16 protein-coding genes and 1 pseudogene are annotated in these 15,844 nt (G+C 66.6%); 8 read left to right on the top strand and 9 right to left on the bottom strand.

The window, feature by feature from the left end:
* Window positions 1-328 precede the first annotated feature (328 nt).
* Together ABZ824_RS17320 and ABZ824_RS17315 are read right to left on the bottom strand one after the other, a co-directional pair.
* A complete protein-coding gene (locus ABZ824_RS17320; RefSeq protein WP_356964075.1) occupies window positions 329-544 on the bottom strand; it encodes an excalibur calcium-binding domain-containing protein in 216 nt (71 codons plus the stop codon).
* A gap of 393 nt (window positions 545-937) precedes the next feature.
* Entirely contained in the window at window positions 938-2,317 is a 1,380-nt protein-coding gene (locus ABZ824_RS17315; RefSeq protein ID WP_356964074.1) for a DEAD/DEAH box helicase, read from the bottom strand.
* Window positions 2,318-2,528: 211 nt separating this feature from the next.
* Here ABZ824_RS17315 and ABZ824_RS17310 point away from each other — a divergent pair, with 211 nt between their 5' ends.
* A complete protein-coding gene (locus ABZ824_RS17310; protein ID WP_356964073.1) occupies window positions 2,529-2,954 on the top strand; it encodes a MarR family transcriptional regulator in 426 nt (141 codons plus the stop codon).
* A gap of 181 nt (window positions 2,955-3,135) precedes the next feature.
* Here the strand turns inward: ABZ824_RS17310 and ABZ824_RS17305 are convergent, their stop codons facing one another.
* The gene (locus ABZ824_RS17305) at window positions 3,136-3,696 is read right to left on the bottom strand and encodes a TetR family transcriptional regulator (protein WP_356964072.1); all 561 of its coding nucleotides are present in this window, start codon (window positions 3,694-3,696) and stop codon (window positions 3,136-3,138) included.
* 181 nt (window positions 3,697-3,877) lie between these two features.
* On the opposite strand from ABZ824_RS17305, the gene ABZ824_RS17300 reads away from it, so the two are divergent.
* Both ABZ824_RS17300 and ABZ824_RS17295 read left to right on the top strand, forming a co-directional pair.
* Entirely contained in the window at window positions 3,878-5,107 is a 1,230-nt protein-coding gene (locus ABZ824_RS17300) for an alpha/beta fold hydrolase (RefSeq protein WP_356964071.1), read from the top strand.
* A 374-nt stretch (window positions 5,108-5,481) separates the two neighbouring features.
* Complete coding sequence (locus tag ABZ824_RS17295) at window positions 5,482-5,703, top strand: WXG100 family type VII secretion target (protein ID WP_356964069.1); 222 nt, start codon at window positions 5,482-5,484, stop codon at window positions 5,701-5,703.
* Between the two features lie 35 nt (window positions 5,704-5,738).
* On the opposite strand, the gene ABZ824_RS17290 is transcribed toward ABZ824_RS17295, so the two are convergent.
* Entirely contained in the window at window positions 5,739-6,641 is a 903-nt protein-coding gene (locus ABZ824_RS17290) for a LysR family transcriptional regulator (RefSeq protein ID WP_356964068.1), read from the bottom strand.
* A gap of 188 nt (window positions 6,642-6,829) precedes the next feature.
* Between ABZ824_RS17290 and ABZ824_RS17285 the strand changes: the two genes are divergently transcribed.
* Complete coding sequence (locus ABZ824_RS17285) at window positions 6,830-7,123, top strand: DUF1330 domain-containing protein (RefSeq protein WP_355184981.1); 294 nt, start codon at window positions 6,830-6,832, stop codon at window positions 7,121-7,123.
* 128 nt (window positions 7,124-7,251) lie between these two features.
* Here ABZ824_RS17285 and ABZ824_RS17280 read toward each other — a convergent pair whose 3' ends face one another.
* A complete protein-coding gene (locus ABZ824_RS17280) occupies window positions 7,252-7,455 on the bottom strand; it encodes a cold-shock protein (protein ID WP_067806012.1) in 204 nt (67 codons plus the stop codon).
* 490 nt (window positions 7,456-7,945) lie between these two features.
* Between ABZ824_RS17280 and ABZ824_RS17275 the strand changes: the two genes are divergently transcribed.
* Window positions 7,946-8,353 (top strand): ATP-binding protein, encoded by a 408-nt coding sequence (locus ABZ824_RS17275; protein WP_356964067.1) that lies wholly within the window; start codon window positions 7,946-7,948, stop codon window positions 8,351-8,353.
* Between the two features lie 7 nt (window positions 8,354-8,360).
* On the opposite strand, the gene ABZ824_RS17270 is transcribed toward ABZ824_RS17275, so the two are convergent.
* The 4 genes from ABZ824_RS17270 to ABZ824_RS17255 form a co-directional block, all read right to left on the bottom strand.
* Window positions 8,361-8,735: a MerR family transcriptional regulator gene (locus ABZ824_RS17270; RefSeq protein ID WP_356964066.1), complete on the bottom strand. Its 375-nt coding sequence runs from the start codon at window positions 8,733-8,735 to the stop codon at window positions 8,361-8,363.
* Between the two features lie 549 nt (window positions 8,736-9,284).
* Window positions 9,285-10,580 carry a DUF2254 domain-containing protein gene (locus ABZ824_RS17265; RefSeq protein ID WP_356964065.1) on the bottom strand — a complete coding sequence of 432 codons (1,296 nt, stop codon included), beginning with the start codon at window positions 10,578-10,580 and terminating at the stop codon, window positions 9,285-9,287.
* Between the two features lie 110 nt (window positions 10,581-10,690).
* Window positions 10,691-11,104: a heme-binding protein gene (locus tag ABZ824_RS17260; RefSeq protein WP_355078076.1), complete on the bottom strand. Its 414-nt coding sequence runs from the start codon at window positions 11,102-11,104 to the stop codon at window positions 10,691-10,693.
* Window positions 11,105-11,186: 82 nt separating this feature from the next.
* Window positions 11,187-12,326 (bottom strand): glutathione-independent formaldehyde dehydrogenase, encoded by a 1,140-nt coding sequence (locus ABZ824_RS17255; RefSeq protein WP_356964064.1) that lies wholly within the window; start codon window positions 12,324-12,326, stop codon window positions 11,187-11,189.
* A 349-nt stretch (window positions 12,327-12,675) separates the two neighbouring features.
* Here ABZ824_RS17255 and ABZ824_RS17250 point away from each other — a divergent pair, with 349 nt between their 5' ends.
* The 3 genes and pseudogenes from ABZ824_RS17250 (at window position 12,676) to dnaK (ending at window position 15,844) form a co-directional block, all read left to right on the top strand.
* The gene (locus tag ABZ824_RS17250; protein ID WP_356964063.1) at window positions 12,676-12,972 is read left to right on the top strand and encodes an antibiotic biosynthesis monooxygenase; all 297 of its coding nucleotides are present in this window, start codon (window positions 12,676-12,678) and stop codon (window positions 12,970-12,972) included.
* A gap of 482 nt (window positions 12,973-13,454) precedes the next feature.
* A pseudogene (locus ABZ824_RS17245) lies at window positions 13,455-13,957 on the top strand (general stress protein).
* Between the two features lie 3 nt (window positions 13,958-13,960).
* Entirely contained in the window at window positions 13,961-15,844 is a 1,884-nt protein-coding gene (gene dnaK / locus ABZ824_RS17240; RefSeq protein WP_356964062.1) for a molecular chaperone DnaK, read from the top strand.

Raw genomic sequence — 15,844 nt, 5'->3', positions numbered from 1 at the left:
GGTCGAGCGGGGACCCCTGGATCTCCACCGCGTATGCCCGGTCGGCGAAGTGTCCGCACACGTTCAACCTCGGACACGCTGTTGGCGCTAGGAGATCGTCCCCAGAGGTGCTCGCCGAAAGCCCCAGGCGCCTTGGGGTTGGAACTCGGCAGCCTCGTCGGTGTAGCGGGAGGATCGTCGTGTCGGTTGGCATGCTCGGCCGGGCTGCTTCTGGGGTGGTCAGCAACGCGAAGTCGACGTGGTTGTTCTGTTCTGCCGCCCGTGGTCTCGAGCCGGATTATTCGGAGCCATCCTTCTGCCGCGCCAGCACAAACAGCGTCGGTTTGCCCTATTCGCAGGCGATGCCGTCCTTATCGCGGTCCAGCTCTGATCTGTAGCCGGGTTCTCCCCGCCGTAGCGGCGCGGCGCCCGCGGCCTTGGCGGCGGCGCAGTTGGAGTAGTAGACGCTGGGAGCTGCCGGTCGCGGTGGCACCGGCACGGCCGCCGCCGGAGGTGTCGGTACCACCGCCGCGGGCGGGGCAGGCGCGGTTGCCTCAGAGCCCATCTACCAGTCCTAACGGTGAGACCGCACATCTGGCACCTCGGAAGTCGCTGTGCTGGAGACGGGTTGGTCCTCACTTCGCGCGGAGCTGGGCGCGGACGGTCAGTGTCCGTCTCTGTCGGTGATGTCCGGCCAATCCAGCTTCGCGTGGAATCGGAGGGGAGGGTTGGATCGGTCTCGTGTCCCAACCCTCTTGGCCATGCCTGCAGATTCCGCGGCCGCGCAATCGCACGGCAACCCATCAGGCGCGACTGCCTCGCGCTCGATGGGTTGCCCGCCAGTACCGGCGTCATCAGCCATGTTCACCAGCATTCGATGCCCGGCAATCCGCTGGCAATGCTCAGCGACGCGGCGATCTCGGCATGGGCTTGCCTGGGGGAGCGACCAAAACGGGCCCTATGCGACCGTTCCGCGCGCGGAATGAGCGCGCGGCTTGGCGCGCGACTGACCTTGCGCCGCACTGCCGTTGCGACGGCCGCCGCCTTGGCGCGGTCCGCCGCTGCCCCTGCGCGGTCCGCCACCGCTACGGTACGCTCCGCTGCCGCTGCGGCGGTCGTCTTCCCGTGCCGCCCGGTCGCTGTAGGAGGGCGCGACGAATGGGGCAACCGTGCCGACGAGCTCGGCCACCACGGGCGAATCGGCGGTGACTCGTTGCGGGGTCACAGTGATCTTGGCCTTGCGCATGAGGTCGGCCAGGTCGCGTCGTTCGCCGGGCAGCACCAGGGTGATCACTTCACCGGAGTTGCCTGCCCGCGCGGTACGGCCCGAACGGTGCAGGTACGCCTTGTGTTCGGCGGGCGGATCAACGTGCACGACCAGTTCGACACCGTCGACGTGCACGCCGCGCGCGGCCACATCGGTCGCCACCAGCACCAGGGCATCACCGGCGGCGAAGACCGCGAGGTTGCGGTCGCGGGCGCCCTGCGAGAGGTTGCCGTGCAGATCGACGGCCGGGATTCCGGCGAGGGTCAGCTGCTTGGCCAGTTTGCGAGCCTGATGCTTGGTGCGCATGAACAGGATTCGCCGACCCGAGCCCGAGGCGAGCCGGTGTACGACCTCACGCTTGGCTTCGACGCTCGCGGTTTCGAAAACGTGATGGGTCATGGCGGCTACCGGGGAGTTCGCCTCATCGACGGAATGCAGCTCGGCTTCCGGCAGGAAGCGGCTGACCAGCTTGTTGACGCCGTTATCCAGGGTGGCCGAGAACAGCAGGCGCTGACCGTCGTTCGGGGTGGCCGCGAGAATGCGGGTCACGCCTGGCAGGAACCCGAGGTCGGCCATGTGGTCGGCCTCGTCGATCACGGTGACCTCGACGGCGTCCAGGGAGATCAGACGTTGGTTCATCAGGTCCTCGAGCCGGCCGGGGCAGGCGACGACAATGTCGACACCGGCGCGCAGCGCCCGGACCTGCCGGTTCTGCGGGACCCCACCGAAAATCGTGGTGACCGTCATGCGATAGGCCGCGGCGAGGGGTTCCAGCGCGGCCGTGATCTGGGTGGCCAATTCCCGAGTCGGCGCCAGCACCAGGCCGGTCGGGCGGCTCGGTGCGCGCCTACCGGCGAGACCGCGGCCGAGACGGTCGACCATCGGGATGGCGAAGGCGAGCGTCTTGCCGCTGCCGGTCCGGCCACGGCCCAGCACATCGCGTCCGGCCAGCGAATAGGGCAGGGTGTCGGTCTGGATCGGAAAAGGTTCGGTGATCCCGGCGCGAGTCAACGCCTTCACCAGCGGTGCGCTCACACCGAGCGCGGCGAAAGAGATGTCAGCAGAACTCATAGATGTTGCGGTGCCTTTCGGACATCAGGTGGTGCCCGAGCCGTCTGTGGACCCTTCAGGGTCCGCGCCGGGGGCACGAAGTGGCGAGATTGCCGATGGGCAAAATCGATCGCCGTAAGAAGAGCGGATGCGGCAAGCGCTGGTTGCGAAGCGAATGCGATCTACGACGCTTGGCGTGACATGTCACGCACTTGATCAACAATAGCCTGTGATGGGCGGTTCGTACTCATCGGGTGAGGTTTCTCGCTTCTGGCCAGGGCTGGGTCGCCAGGCTCGTGTTCGAAATCTCCACCCGCGATCAGCTCCCGAGGCCCGCACGACGCGCTTACCGTCGCCGGGTGCGAGCAGATCTTCCTCGACAAGGCTTCTGGCAAGCTTGCGTCTCCTCCCGAACCGGACAAGGTGGTGGTGGCCACTTTGCGAACCGTCCAATGCCACCGTCATCATCGACAAACTCGAAGCCCTGCGACTGATCGAGCGGCAAACCCACCCCACTGACCGCCGGGCCAAACAGTCGACACTCACGTCCGAATGCGCCGAACTCCGGAAGAGAGGGGCCGTGGCGCTGGCGGCCTCCGACCCGGCCGCTGCTCGTGCGGCCGTGCGGGCAATCCTCGACTGGATGGCCGGCGCATGACTATCTGTGCCACACGCTGAGGGTTCGATCTTTACCGCATCGGGCACGGCGCTGATCCGCTTATCGCGCCCGCGGTGCGGTGTGAGTTTGTCGCGAATGGCTTTCCGCCGCTGGTCATTACGCGGGAGCACCGGAATCGGAGTGCACTGCTGATGCCGAGGGGTGTTGACCGCCGCTCGGGTCAATGGCGCGCTGGTTCGATGTCGAGCGCGCGTTGAAGCTGGCTAGCCCACCAGCGCAGGTGAGCGGTCGAGTCTTGCGCTGCCGCGCCGGTGAGGCCGGCGCTCCGACGGAAATCGACGCCGTAGAGCGGCTCGGTTGCCATCGCCTGGTGGAGGGCGGCGACCGCGAGCCGTGTCTCGTCGAGGGAACTTCCGGGAGGCCGACTCCGATGCAGGGCGTCGACGACCGGGTCGAGCATGCCGCCGCCGCGGTCGCGCCAACCCGCCGCGTGCAGCGCCATCGCGAGTTCGCCATAGCCGCCCCGATACACGGACTCGAGCGACTCGACGAGCTCGAGGACATCGGTGCCGTGCTCCAGCCATGCGGCGATGACGTCGTGGAGCGCGGCTCGAAGCCGACGTCCACCATGGCGAAGGAGTTCGGCGAGCAGCTTGTCGCGATTGCCGAAGTGGTGGGAGACGCCGGCGTCGGTCATGCCGACCCGCGCTGCCACCGCGCGCACCTGTACAGCGGCGACGCCTCCCTCGGCCAGCAGCGAAGCCGCGGCATCGAGGATCAACCGACGGGCTTCGTCCGGTGGTCTGCGCGTTCTCGAATTGCTCACCCCGGAATCGTACCTTGACTAGCCAAGGTTTCACTGCGTATCGTTACCTCGACTGCTCAAGGTAAATCGGAGAAGGTATGTCGATGGTCGAAACAATGGTGTTGAGAAGGAGATTCGGCACGGAGGTGAGTCGGCGATGACAGACATGACCCTCACGCTGCCCGACGTCACACTTCGAGCCACGGTGACCGGCGCGGGCCCCACGGTCCTCCTGCTTCACGCGGGCCGAGAGCGTCGCGACGTCTGGGCGCCGGTCACGGAGGGGATGACCGAGTGCGGACTGCGGACGGTGGCCTTCGATCTGCGCGGGCACGGCGAGAGCTCCGGGCGGGCGACCGCATTGCGGGTGATCGCCGACGACGTGATCGAGATGGTGGTTCGCGAACCGGCGCCGATCGTCGTGGTGGGCGCCTCCCTCGGAGGGTTGGCCGCCGTCGCCGCCCTCGCGGAGTCGTCCGTCGCGCAGCGTGTCGCCGGCCTCGTGCTCGTGGACGTCGTCCCCGATATCGATGCGGATCGCGCCCGGCGCTGGCTCGACGACCACGGACTCCTCGCCCGCGATACCGAGCTCGTCGACGACATTCTCGCGTCCCGCTCCGAACTCCACGCGATCATCGCGGCATCGGACCTGCCCATCCTGCTCGTGCGGGGAGGACCACGGTCTCCGCTCGGCGACGCCGACGTGGACCGGCTCCGCATGACCAACCGGCGTGTCACCGTTACCCGCGTACCGGACGCCGGGCACCTCGTCGCTCGCGACGCCCCTGCGGAACTCGCGCGCATCGTTTCGGCGCACGCCACCAAGTGGCTCGGGACCGACGACGTCGTCCGCCGCGCGTTCGAGCTACAGCGCACGCTCGGCGCCGAACAGATCGATCACCCAGGCGGGAGCCTGTTCGAGCACCTACGCCGGGTGCACGCCCTGACGGTCGAATGGAACTCAGCGCCACGAACCCGGCTGGCGTCGATCTGCCACGCGTCATACGGCACCGATGGGTTGCCGCATGCCCTGCTGCCGATCACGGATCGCCAGCGGCTGGATCACGTCATCGGCTCCGACGCGGCGGCGCTGGTATACCTCTACGGCGCATGCGATCGCTCGCGCACCTACCGCGAGCTCGGCCGACGGCCCTTGCCCGTGACCGACAGATTCAGCGGCGGCTCGAAGACGATCGGAGGAACGGAACTCCGTGATTTCGCCGTCCTGACCATCGCAAACGAGCTCGACGTCGCCCGTCACGCCCGGCTGGCACCGTCCATTCGCAGCGATATCCGTGACCTCGTCGCCGCGCTGGCCGTGTACGCGCCGGTCGAGGCGGCGGCAGCGCTTGCCGATGAAGCGCTCGCTCGAGCGAGCGTCGAGTGAGCCCACCCGGCTGCTCGAAGCCGTCTGGGTACTCGGCGAGATTCCGTCCTCGACGGCGCCGCGGCGCGCCGGGCGGCGCCGGCACCCCAGCTGAGAGGCGCACGCTGGTGCCTCGCCGACTTGTTCGCCGAAACCGGCTCTCCTCCAGGTGAAATCGTGCCTCGAGCATATGGCCGACCTCCTCGGCTCGGATCAGCGCGCGGCGTGACTGCAGTGTCATTCCGTCCCCGTGCCGTCGGCAGCTCCGAGGCAGCTTTCCGCGAGCCGGTTTGCCGCCGGTAGTGCGATAGACGAGCTTGGTGCCGCGTCGATGGCGCCAGTTCGATCAGGCCCAGACCTGATGAGCGCCGGGAAGGGCGGGTGGGGTCAGGGCGATGGTCTGGGGCCGGGGGAGAGCATGGCGACAAACGATCAACCGCGGAAATGTCGTTCGCGACGCGGTGACGGCGGTCGGCAGGCAAGCCTTTGACATGGCGCAGCAGCTGAGATCGGGATCGGTGGCATTGGACCGTGAGGTTCAGGCGTTGTTCGATACCTGGAAGGGGAGTGCCGCCGATGCTTATCGCGAGGGGTGGGATGACAGGACGGCGCGGTGAAGGCATGGGACGCGCTGTGCGTGACCTGGTGCGCGTCAGTCCGGCAGCCAGTTCAGCTCGTGCGCGAGGGTTTTGGCGACGGCACGGATGCGGCGGTGTAGCGGCGACTGCTCGCGTGGGAGGACCAGGTGGAGCGTCAGGCTGGGCGCGCCCCGCAGCGGTCGCCAGGTGAGACCGGCCGGTTGTGCCGTGACCGCGGTTTCTCCGGCCGGGGCAAGGGTGAGCCCGTCGCGTAGGTCGCGCTGAGACATGTCGAAAGAGACTGCGAGCGTGTGGAATCGGGGGGTCGGCCGGATCTCGCGGAAAAGTGCGGACAGCTGATCGTGGATCACGGGATTGGCCGCGCGGTCGGGGAGTCGCAGCGGATACGCGGCCGCATCGGCGATCTCGATCTCCGGATGTTCGGCCAGCGGATGATGCTGTGCCAATTGGACCCCGACGCGCACACGCCGCAGCAGGAACCGGCGCACGCCACGACCCGGCTGTTCACCGCGGGTGATCCCCGCATCGATGCGGCCGTCGGCGACCGCGGGAGAGATCTCCGGTGTCGCCATCGGGACCGCGCCGACCTCGAGTCCCGGGCTGCTGCGAATGAGCCTGTCCACCAGGGCCGGTGCCGTCTCGGCTCCCGCGCTGAGGCTGTATCCGATGCGCAGCGTGCCCAGTTCACCGGCCCCCGCATTCCGGGCGATGTCCCATGCCCGGTCCAGCGCCGCCAGCGCGGGCGGCGCGGACTCCGCCAAAGCCGCACCAGCCGTGGTCAATACGACATTACGCGTGTTGCGAACCAGCAGGGCAGTACCGAGTTCCGCCTCCAATCGGCGCATCCGGGCGCTGAGTGCGGGCTGTGCGATCCCGATCCGTGTGGCCGCGCGGGTGAAGTTCAACTCCTGCGCCAGCACCAGAAAGTACCGCAGGCTCACCGTATCCGGCGCCACGTGCCCTCCCTGCCGATTGATAACGATCCGTTCTGAGTCTATCGCGTACCGGTCTTTCCCTCGACCGCGCATCAGGCCCTAACCTGCGCATATGACGATTCGGCTGACCGCAGTACCCGTCGCCGGGATCGATCGATCTGAATATCGATTCGAAGTCGGACGTGTCCGGCCGAACACAGGAGGTTTCCATGGCTAAGGGCTACTGGGTCAGTGTCTACCCCGCCATTTCCGACCCTGAGAGGCTGACTGCCTACAACAAGCTGGCCCGCCCGGCTGTCCAGGCTGGGGGCGGGCGCGTCCTGTCCCGTGGCGGTCGAGTCGTCGCCCACGAGGCCGGAATCACGCAACGCGTCGTTCTGATCGAGTTCGACAGCTTCGAACAGGCCGTCGCGGCATACGAGAGCGAGGCATACCAGAAGGCGCTGGTGGCCCTACCCGACGGCGTCGAGCGCGACTTCCGCATCATCGAAGGCATCGACTGACCGGCGGGCCCAGCCATCGCTGAGCATCTGTCACCTGCACAAACACGGTGCTGAACGAGGTCTAACGAAAAGAGCTTCGCACCGACCTCGGTGCGAAGCTCTTCACAAACAAACGCGATCGCGCGGAATCAGATGGCGCGGACGTCCTGGGCTTGAGGACCCTTCTGGCCCTGTTCCACCGAGAACTCGACACGCTGACCCTCGTCGAGGGATTTGTAACCCGAGCCGCTCACGGCCGAGTAATGCACGAAGACGTCCGGGCCGCCTCCGTCCTGAGCGATGAAGCCGAAGCCTTTTTCACCGTTGAACCACTTCACACTGCCTTGAGCCATGCTGTAAACAACTTCTTTTCTGTAGTGAGCCGAGCAAATTCTTGGTGAAAAGCCCGTACTCAACCTCTCACTATGCCACAACCGTCGCCGTTCGCTCGCCTCACGCAGTGATCGGAGGGCCGGGCCTACGGGCTGCGGACGGCTGAACGTCCCGCCGAGACCGACCGCCGCAGACGATTCCCGTCCCGGCGCCGACCCGTGCGGGTATTCGCCCCGCTCGGCAACCCCGCGAAGCGGGACTTGGCCTCCGGATGTGGACCGCGGGACCGCAGCCGGTCACGCCGGGTGTGCGGCGGGCTGGCGGGACCAGGCCCTGCTCTGCACTCCCGATCGATGCGGGGTACCGGAGAACCGAACGATTCTCAACACCTCACGCGGTCCGCAGTGAGCGTGGATGCGGTGTTTTCGCCGGGGTGTGGTGAGGGTATGTCGCCGATGTAGTGCTGTCCGCGAGAGGCCGGTACTGAGCGAGCGGAAGGAGGGGTGCAGGGTGGGAATTTCGACACTGGATCAGGCGCGCGCCGACGGCGCTGTTGTCGAGTGGGATCTCGAGGTGGTGCCGTTGGGGCAGCTGCGGGCTGCGGTGCGGCGCCTGCTCGCCCCGCTCGCCGGTATCGGGGTCGAGGACGCGGTGCAGGTGTGTGACGAGTTGGCCGGCAACGCTGTCGTGCATGCCCGCGCCCCGCGTGGTTGCCGGTTGATGGTGGCCGACCACGGCGGCTGGTTGCGTGTGGAGGTCGACGATGCCTCGCCCGTGCCTGCGCGGATCCGCCGACCGGATCACACGGGTGGGCGCGGGTTGATCCTGGTCGATCAGCTGGCCACCTGCTGGGGTGTGGACTACCACGGCGGCGGCAAGACGGTGTGGGCCGAACTCGGCACCCGCGGCCTCGGCTGAGCGGAGCTCAGCTGCCGTGGTCCGGCGCGGGCGGGTTTTGCCGGGTGAGTTCGGCGTTGAGCTCGTGGGCTTGGGCGAGTTGGTCTTCGAGGACGGTGATGCGGCACGCTGCCTCTAGCGGTGTGCCCGCATCGACCAGCGCGCGGACCCGCGCGGCGATCCGCAACTGGGAGCGGGAGTAGCGGCGGTGCCCGCCCGGTGAACGCTGCGGTGTCAGCAGGTCGGCGGCGTCCAGGCCGCGCAGGAAGGCGGGGGTGACGCCGAGGACTTCCGCGGCCCTACCCATGCTGTAGGCGGGGTAGTCCTCGTCATCCAGCCGGTCGGCGGCACTGGAAGGGTCGGTCGGGTCGGTCGGGTCGGTGGGGTCGTTCGATTGCTGCACAACACCTCTGGGGTCAACGTCGTCAGGCCCCGGCGCGTGGTGCGCCGGGGCCTGGGATCGAGGGGGTTTTCACGTCGATCCCGCCGGTCGGGCGGTAGAGCCGACCGCGGGAACCACGCCCGGCAACAGCCCGGGACGCGGAATCTGGGAAGAGCTGTTCAGTCACCACCTCCTGAGTTGCCGGACCTGTCTGCGAGAGTTCGTCATCCCCTCCGGCGGTCCGGCCGACTGCACCGGATTCTCTTCTCCGCCGGAGGGGATGTGGATCTTGCTTCCGGTGCAGTTCACCTGCCCGGCCAACCAGACATCTCATCTCCAACGAAAGATAAAGTACACCCCGCCCTCCCGAATGTCTACACCCTGCGATACAGATTTTTCTGCGTCACGGGTAGGGGTTTTCTGCACGCCGTACCTCGGGTAGGGCTGGGATGCCGTGCCGAGCCGCGGCACCCGCCGCGCGGGTCGACCACCTCTGGCACCGCTTCTCCGACGACCTGCGGGCCTTCATCGCCCGCCGTGTCTCCCGCTCGGAAGACGCCGACCTGTCGATCATGTTCCCGCGCCGGCGCGCTTGGTCGCCGCCTCGGACTCCGCTGCGAGGTCGGCGCCCGAACCGATGCCCTGCTGATCGGCGACCAGCGCCGCACGTCGGTCGCGCTGGTCGTCGTAGTTGCGGTGTACGGCGGCGACGAGCACGTCCAGTTGTCGCTCGAGCGGTGGGTGCCGCTCGGGTGGTGCGACCGTCAGGAGGTCTTCCAGTGCGGCGCGTAACCGGCGCGATGCCTGGGGGGAGGCGGCTCCGGCGAGGCAGAGCTCGTCGAACGCGAGCCGGACGTAGCCCGCCCAGCTGAGCGTTCGCTCGATGAGCCGAACCTCGCCGCCGGCGTCGTGGTGCCGGCCGGAGGGGAAGTCGCGGTCGGCGAGCTGCCGCAGGCAGTCGTGCAGGCGGTCGATCACCATCACGGCGGTGGTCGGGTCGGTGAACGGTTGGGCCAGACCACGCTCGGCAATGTCGACCAGCTTGCGGAAGCCGTACGCCGGGTCATCGCCGTGGGTCCGCTCCGCGGCGAGGACGACGAGGCCTGCGACACGGGCGTGGTCGAGACGGACGGGGTCGCCGTGCACGCGGAACAGCGGCGCGCCTGCTGGTACGAAGTCGCCCATGAGGGGGACCATCTCCACCACGCAGCCGGCCTCGGACGCTGCTGCGACCAGCGCGGGACGATCCAGGTCGATAACGAGCCCCGGTTCGGGCGAGACCACGACATCAGGCTGGGCGGGCGGCGGCCCCTTCGCTGGGTACTTGCGGTTCAGCTGCTCGTGCAGATGATCGCCGACCAGGTCGATCAGGCCAGAGGCGCGCAGCGCGTTTCCCGAATGGTGGATGTAGAGGAACAACGTGGCGATGCTGGCCAGCATCAGCAGGTAGGCCACCGACACGGTCAGGCCTGGCACCGTACCCTCGCCCACGGCGTTGACCTCGCGGATCGCGAGGATCGCGAAGATGAACGTCGAGGCGAACAGCCCGTAGGCCAGCTGGCTGCTGCGGTCCTGGAGCAACGCCCGCACGATGCGCGGCGAGAACTGGCCCATCGCGAGCTGGACGGCCACCGTCGTCACCGTGAGTACGAGCGTGGTCAGGGTGACCATCGCGGCGGCGATGGTGCTGAGGATGTTGGACACCGCGTCCGCCGAGCCCGTGATCGTCACCGGGATCAGCCGATCGCCGAACTGCCGATCGATCGCCACGGTCACGAACGAGAGCCCGATCGAGGCCAGCACGCATAGCAACGGCGTGACCCACAGGCTGGACCGCAGCCGATGACGGAACCGCAGGCACACCATCAAACGCCTTTCTCTTCCGGCCGTGGCCGAAAATCGCGGTGCGGCCGGCGGGCAGCGGGGCCGCTTTGTCAGGCTGTCCGCGACGGTGCCGTGTCGACGTAGTTCCCTGCTCACATCGCCGTTGCGGCTGCCTCGGAGACAGCCTTGTCCTGCTCTCCGGTGCCGCCGCTGACGCCGACCGCCCCGACGACTTGGCCGTTGCGCCGCAGCGGCACACCGCCGGCGAAGATCATGATGCGCCCACCGTTGGAGGTATGTATCCCGTAGAACTGCTTGCCCGGACCCGCGTCGGCCGCGAGGTCCTCGGTCGAGATGTCCAGCGCTCGGGCGGTGAATGCCTTGTTGATCGAGATGTCGATGCTGGCGATCCATGCGCCGTCCATCCGCACATGGGCTACGAGGTTGCCTCCGGCATCGACCACCGCAATATTCGAGGGCGACTCGATCTCGGCGGCTTTGGCCTGCCCGGCGGCAATCACCCGCTGTGCATCGTCGAGGGACACCGAGGTCTGGTTCATTGTCATGACGCACCTGTTCCGGTCTTCGCGAACTGCTTGCGGTGCAGTGCATTTGCCATCGTTGCGCTCCTCTCGGTCCGGGGCCGCCTCACGGATGCATTACGACCTTGGTCCATCCGTCGTCGCGGGCATCGAAATGCTGGTAGCCGGACTCGGCCTCAGCCAGTGGGAGCTCGTGAGAGACGATCCACGACGGTTTGGCCCGGCCTTCATGGATCAGGTCACGAAGCTGGCGGTTGTAGTGCTTGACGTTGGCCTGTCCGGTTCCGGCCTTTTGACCCTTGAACCAGAACTTGCCCATGTCGAAGGCGATCTTGCCCTTCTTCTCCAGCTTGTCGGGCGCGTCGGGGTCTTGTGGCAAGAAGATGCCCACCACGCCGATGTGCCCGGTGAACCGCACCGAATCGACCAGCCGGTTCATGGTCATCGCCGAATCCTCATTTCCCTGCGGGTCATGGGCCTGATAGCCGACGCACTCACAACCCTTGTCGGCGCCGTGCCCGTTGGTCTGCTCCAGCACCTGCTCGACCGGGTCGCCCTTCGAGTCGTCGATCGGTATGACGCCGATCTGCTCGGCCAGGCGCAACCGGTCTGGATGCCGGTCCACTATCATCACCTTGCTCGCGCCCTGGATCATCGCCGAATATGCCGCCATCAAGCCCACAGGGCCGGCCCCGTAGACCACCATCGAATCGCCAGGCTGCATATCGGCCAGACGGGTGCAGTGCCAACCGGTCGGGAAAATGTCCGCCAGCATCACATAGTCGTTTTCTTTGTCCTGAGCATCCTCAGGCAGCCGCAGACAGTTGAAGTCGCCGAACGGCACCCGCAAATACTCGGCCTGTCCGCCCCAGAACGGTCCCATCCCGGCGAAACCATACGCGGCGCCCGCCATCTTCGGATCCGGATGCACCGTCAGGCAGAACGCGGTCAACCCTTCCTCGCAGTTTCGGCAGAAACCGCAACCAATGTTGAACGGCAGGCACACCCGGTCCCCGGAGGTGACCTTTACCACCGCATTGCCCACCTCGGCGACGATCCCCAGGTTCTCGTGACCGAGGACCATCCCGGGCTCCAGATCGGTGCGGCCCTCATACATGTGTAGATCCGACCCGCAAATGTTGGTGCTGGTGATCTTTACCAGCACATCGGTCGGCTGCTCGATCCTCGCATCGGGCACATCCTTCACATGAACCTCACGGGGTCCGTCGTACACAAGCGCTTTCATCTCGATACTCCTGACATGCGGCGTTTCCGGTCGACGCCCGGCGGCCACAGGCGGTTACGTGTGCGCGACAGACCGAACGAACCGTTCTGCTAGAGCAGCCGAGGCGACAGCGCACGCAACGGAAGAACACACCAAAACTAAGGCACACCACCATGTTTCGCGTCATGGACAACAAGCAGTGGGTGCATTCCAGGCGTCGCGTTCTCCACCCTGGAGTCTCCTCTTTCGGCTCCGCGATCGCTAGGGGGGTCGAGATCGGTCTCATTGATTTGTGGGCTCGGCTCCTTCTCTTCACCGGTCGATGATGTGATGCTGGATCCTGTCCACCACCTCGAACAGGAGACCCGCCATGGCCACCAAGGCGCTGCTGGTCCGACTCGAAGCCAAACCCGGCAAGGAAGACGCGGTCGTGGAATTCCTCCGATCGGCGCTGCCACTCGTCGAGCAGGAGCCCGGCACGAAGCCCTGGCTCGCGGTACGGTTCGGCCCTTCGACGTTCGGCATCATCGACGCATTCCCAGACCAGGCCGCCCGCGAAACACATCTCAATGGGCCGGTCGGCAAGGCCCTCGGCGAACGCGCCGACGAACTCTTCGCTGCGCCGCCCGAAATCAGCAACCTCGACGTGCTCGCCAACAAGCTCTGAACCACCGACTGGAAACAGCCCCCCGCAAGTTCGACAGAACCGCGTCACCCACCTGACTTGGTGGAGTCCTCGCGCAGGTGGCCGCCGTTCCTGGCGCGAGCGGTCATGGAGCCCGTGACTCCCAGTGCTCCCGTGGCTACACTGTGTGGCGTAGTTGGCTTCCTCCTTTCAACCTGCTGGGACCTTGTCACACCGCTCAGCAGTCCCGATCTTTCGTATCGGAGTTCTATTCGTGGAAGCACCGAAGTAGTGGCTGATGCCCGGAGTGCGCGCACCGGCCGCCTCGAGCGGGTTCCGGCACTCCTATGCCCCAGCTGGGGTGTGGACGCCACCGCCTCCCGTTCTGTCGACGCCTACAGGCGGATGAAGAACTTTCAGCGGTTGAGCCGTCCGTGAGTTCAAGCGGTTGACCGACCGGCCAGACGCCGAACTGGTTCGCGCAGGCTCGGCGAACACCGAATCATCGACGCCCAGGGGGCGTGATGTCAGAGTCCGATCGTGGAACCTCGCCGATACGTCCGAACCAACCTGCCCGCCAGGTAATGGCAACGTTCGACGACTACGCCGACGCTGAAAGCGCCGTCGACTACCTCTCAGACCAGCATTTCACGGTCTATGAACTGGCCGTCGTCGGACGCGACATCGAGCTGGCCGAGCAGGTCGTCGGCCGATTGAACTACGGCCGGGCCGCTCTGCGAGGCGCCGCCGCGGGTGCGCTGACGGCGCACTGTTCGGCTGGATCTTCGGATTACTCGACTGGGTCCAGCCGTTGCTCACCGGCCTCGTGCTCGCCTGCTACGGCCTGGTGTTCGGTGCTGTTGTCGGCGTCCTGCTCGGCCTATTCACGCACGCGCTGCGGGGCGGTCGGCGCGACTTCACCTCAATCCAGTCATTACAACCACGTCACTACGAAGTCCTTGCCGACGTCGAGGTCACGGACGAAGCCGTTCGCCTGCTCACCGGCCGGACCGATCGAAAGGAATGAGTCATGGCGACCGCTGTAGGTATCGACCTGGGCACCACGAACTCGGTCATCGCAAGCTGGCAAGGCGGCGAGCCGGGGGTGATCTCCAATGCCGAGGGAGCGCGGACGACGCCGTCGGTGGTGGCCTTCACCGAGAGCGGGGAGCGGCTGGTGGGTCAGCTCGCCCGACGGCAGGCGATCTTGAATCCGAAGGGCACAATATACTCCGCGAAACGCTTCATCGGACGTCACTACGACGAGGTCTCCGAGGAGGCCAAAGCGGTCAGTTTCGACGTCGTGCCGGGCGACAACGGTGAGGCTCGCTTCGACGTGCGGGGCAAGAAGTACGCGCCGGAGGAGATCAGTGCCCTCGTGCTGCGCAAGCTCGTCGACGACGCGAGCAAGTTCCTCGGTGAGAAGGTCAAAGAAGCGGTCATCACCGTTCCCGCGTACTTCAACGACGCACAGCGCAACGCCACCAAAGACGCCGGCCGGATCGCGGGCCTCGAGGTTTTGCGGATCATCAACGAGCCGACCGCCGCGGCACTGGCATACGGCATGGACAAGCAGACCCACGAGACCGTACTGGTCTTCGACCTCGGCGGCGGCACCTTCGATGTGAGCCTGCTCGACGTCGGCGAGGGAGTGGTCGAGGTTCGTGCCACGGCCGGCGACTCCCATCTCGGCGGCGACGACTTCGACCGACGTCTGGTGGACTACCTCGCCGACGAGTTCCAACGGGCGGAGAACATCGATCTGCGCAAGGACGCCCAGGCGTTGCAGCGCCTCTTCGAGGCAGCAGAGAAAGCCAAGGTCGAGCTGTCCTCGGTGACACAGGCCCAGGTCAACCTGCCCTTCGTCACCGCTGACGCGAACGGTCCCAAGCACCTCACCACCACGATCATGCGATCGAAGTTCGAGGATCTGACGGCGGATCTGGTGGAACGCTGCCTCGGCCCGGTGAAGCAGGCGATGAGTGACGCCAAGGTCACCGCCAACGACATCGACGAGGTGATTCTGGTCGGTGGTTCGACACGTATTCCTGCGGTGCAGGCGCTGGTTCGCCGGCTCACCGGCGGCAAGGACCCCAACATGAGCGTCAACCCGGACGAGGTCGTGGCGCTCGGTGCCGCAGTCCAGGCGGGCGTGCTCAAGGGCGAGGTCTCCGATGTGCTGTTGCTCGATGTCACCCCGCTGTCCCTCGGCGTCGAGACCCAGGGCGGGGTGATGACCAAGATCATCGAGCGCAACACGACGATCCCGGTCCGGCGCAGTGAAGTGTTCGCCACCGCGGAAGACAATCAGCCCGCAGTGGATGTCGTGGTCCTGCAGGGCGAACGCGAACGCGCCGCCGACAACCGGGTGCTCGGTCGGTTCCGGCTGGAAGGCATCCGCCCGGCACCCCGTGGCGAGGCCCAAGTCGAAGTCACGTTCGACATCGACGCCAACGGCATCCTCCACGTCACCGCCCGCGACAAGGACACCGGTAAGGAGCAGAGCATCACGATCAGTGAGCAGAGCAACCTCGACCAGAGTGAGGTAGAGCGCATGCTCGCGGAAGCCGAACGGAACCGGGCCGAGGACGAGGCGCTGCGAAAGGCGGTCGACGCGCGCAACGCGCTCGATTCGGTTGCCTATCAAGTGGAACGGCGACTCGCCGAACTCGGCGACAGTGCCCCACCGCACGACAAGGCACGCGCCGAGATGCTGATCGCCGATGCCAGGAAAGCTGTGGAAGACAATGCTTCCCCCGCGGAGGTAGAGCCACTCACCTCGGAGCTGCAGCAGCTGCTCTATGGGCTCGCACCGGTCCAGTCCGGCGGCGGAGACGGACACCGGGCAGGCAGCGGAGAAGCGGCGTCGTCGGATGACGACGACGTGATCGACGCCGAATTCGATCGAAGCTGA

Origin of the sequence: Nocardia sp. NPDC047038, from assembly GCF_040644075.1 — a bacterium.
Taxonomy (GTDB): domain Bacteria; phylum Actinomycetota; class Actinomycetes; order Mycobacteriales; family Mycobacteriaceae; genus Nocardia; species Nocardia sichangensis.
Note: the sequence above shows the minus strand (reverse complement) of the source record. Positions and strands in the feature narration are given on the sequence as shown.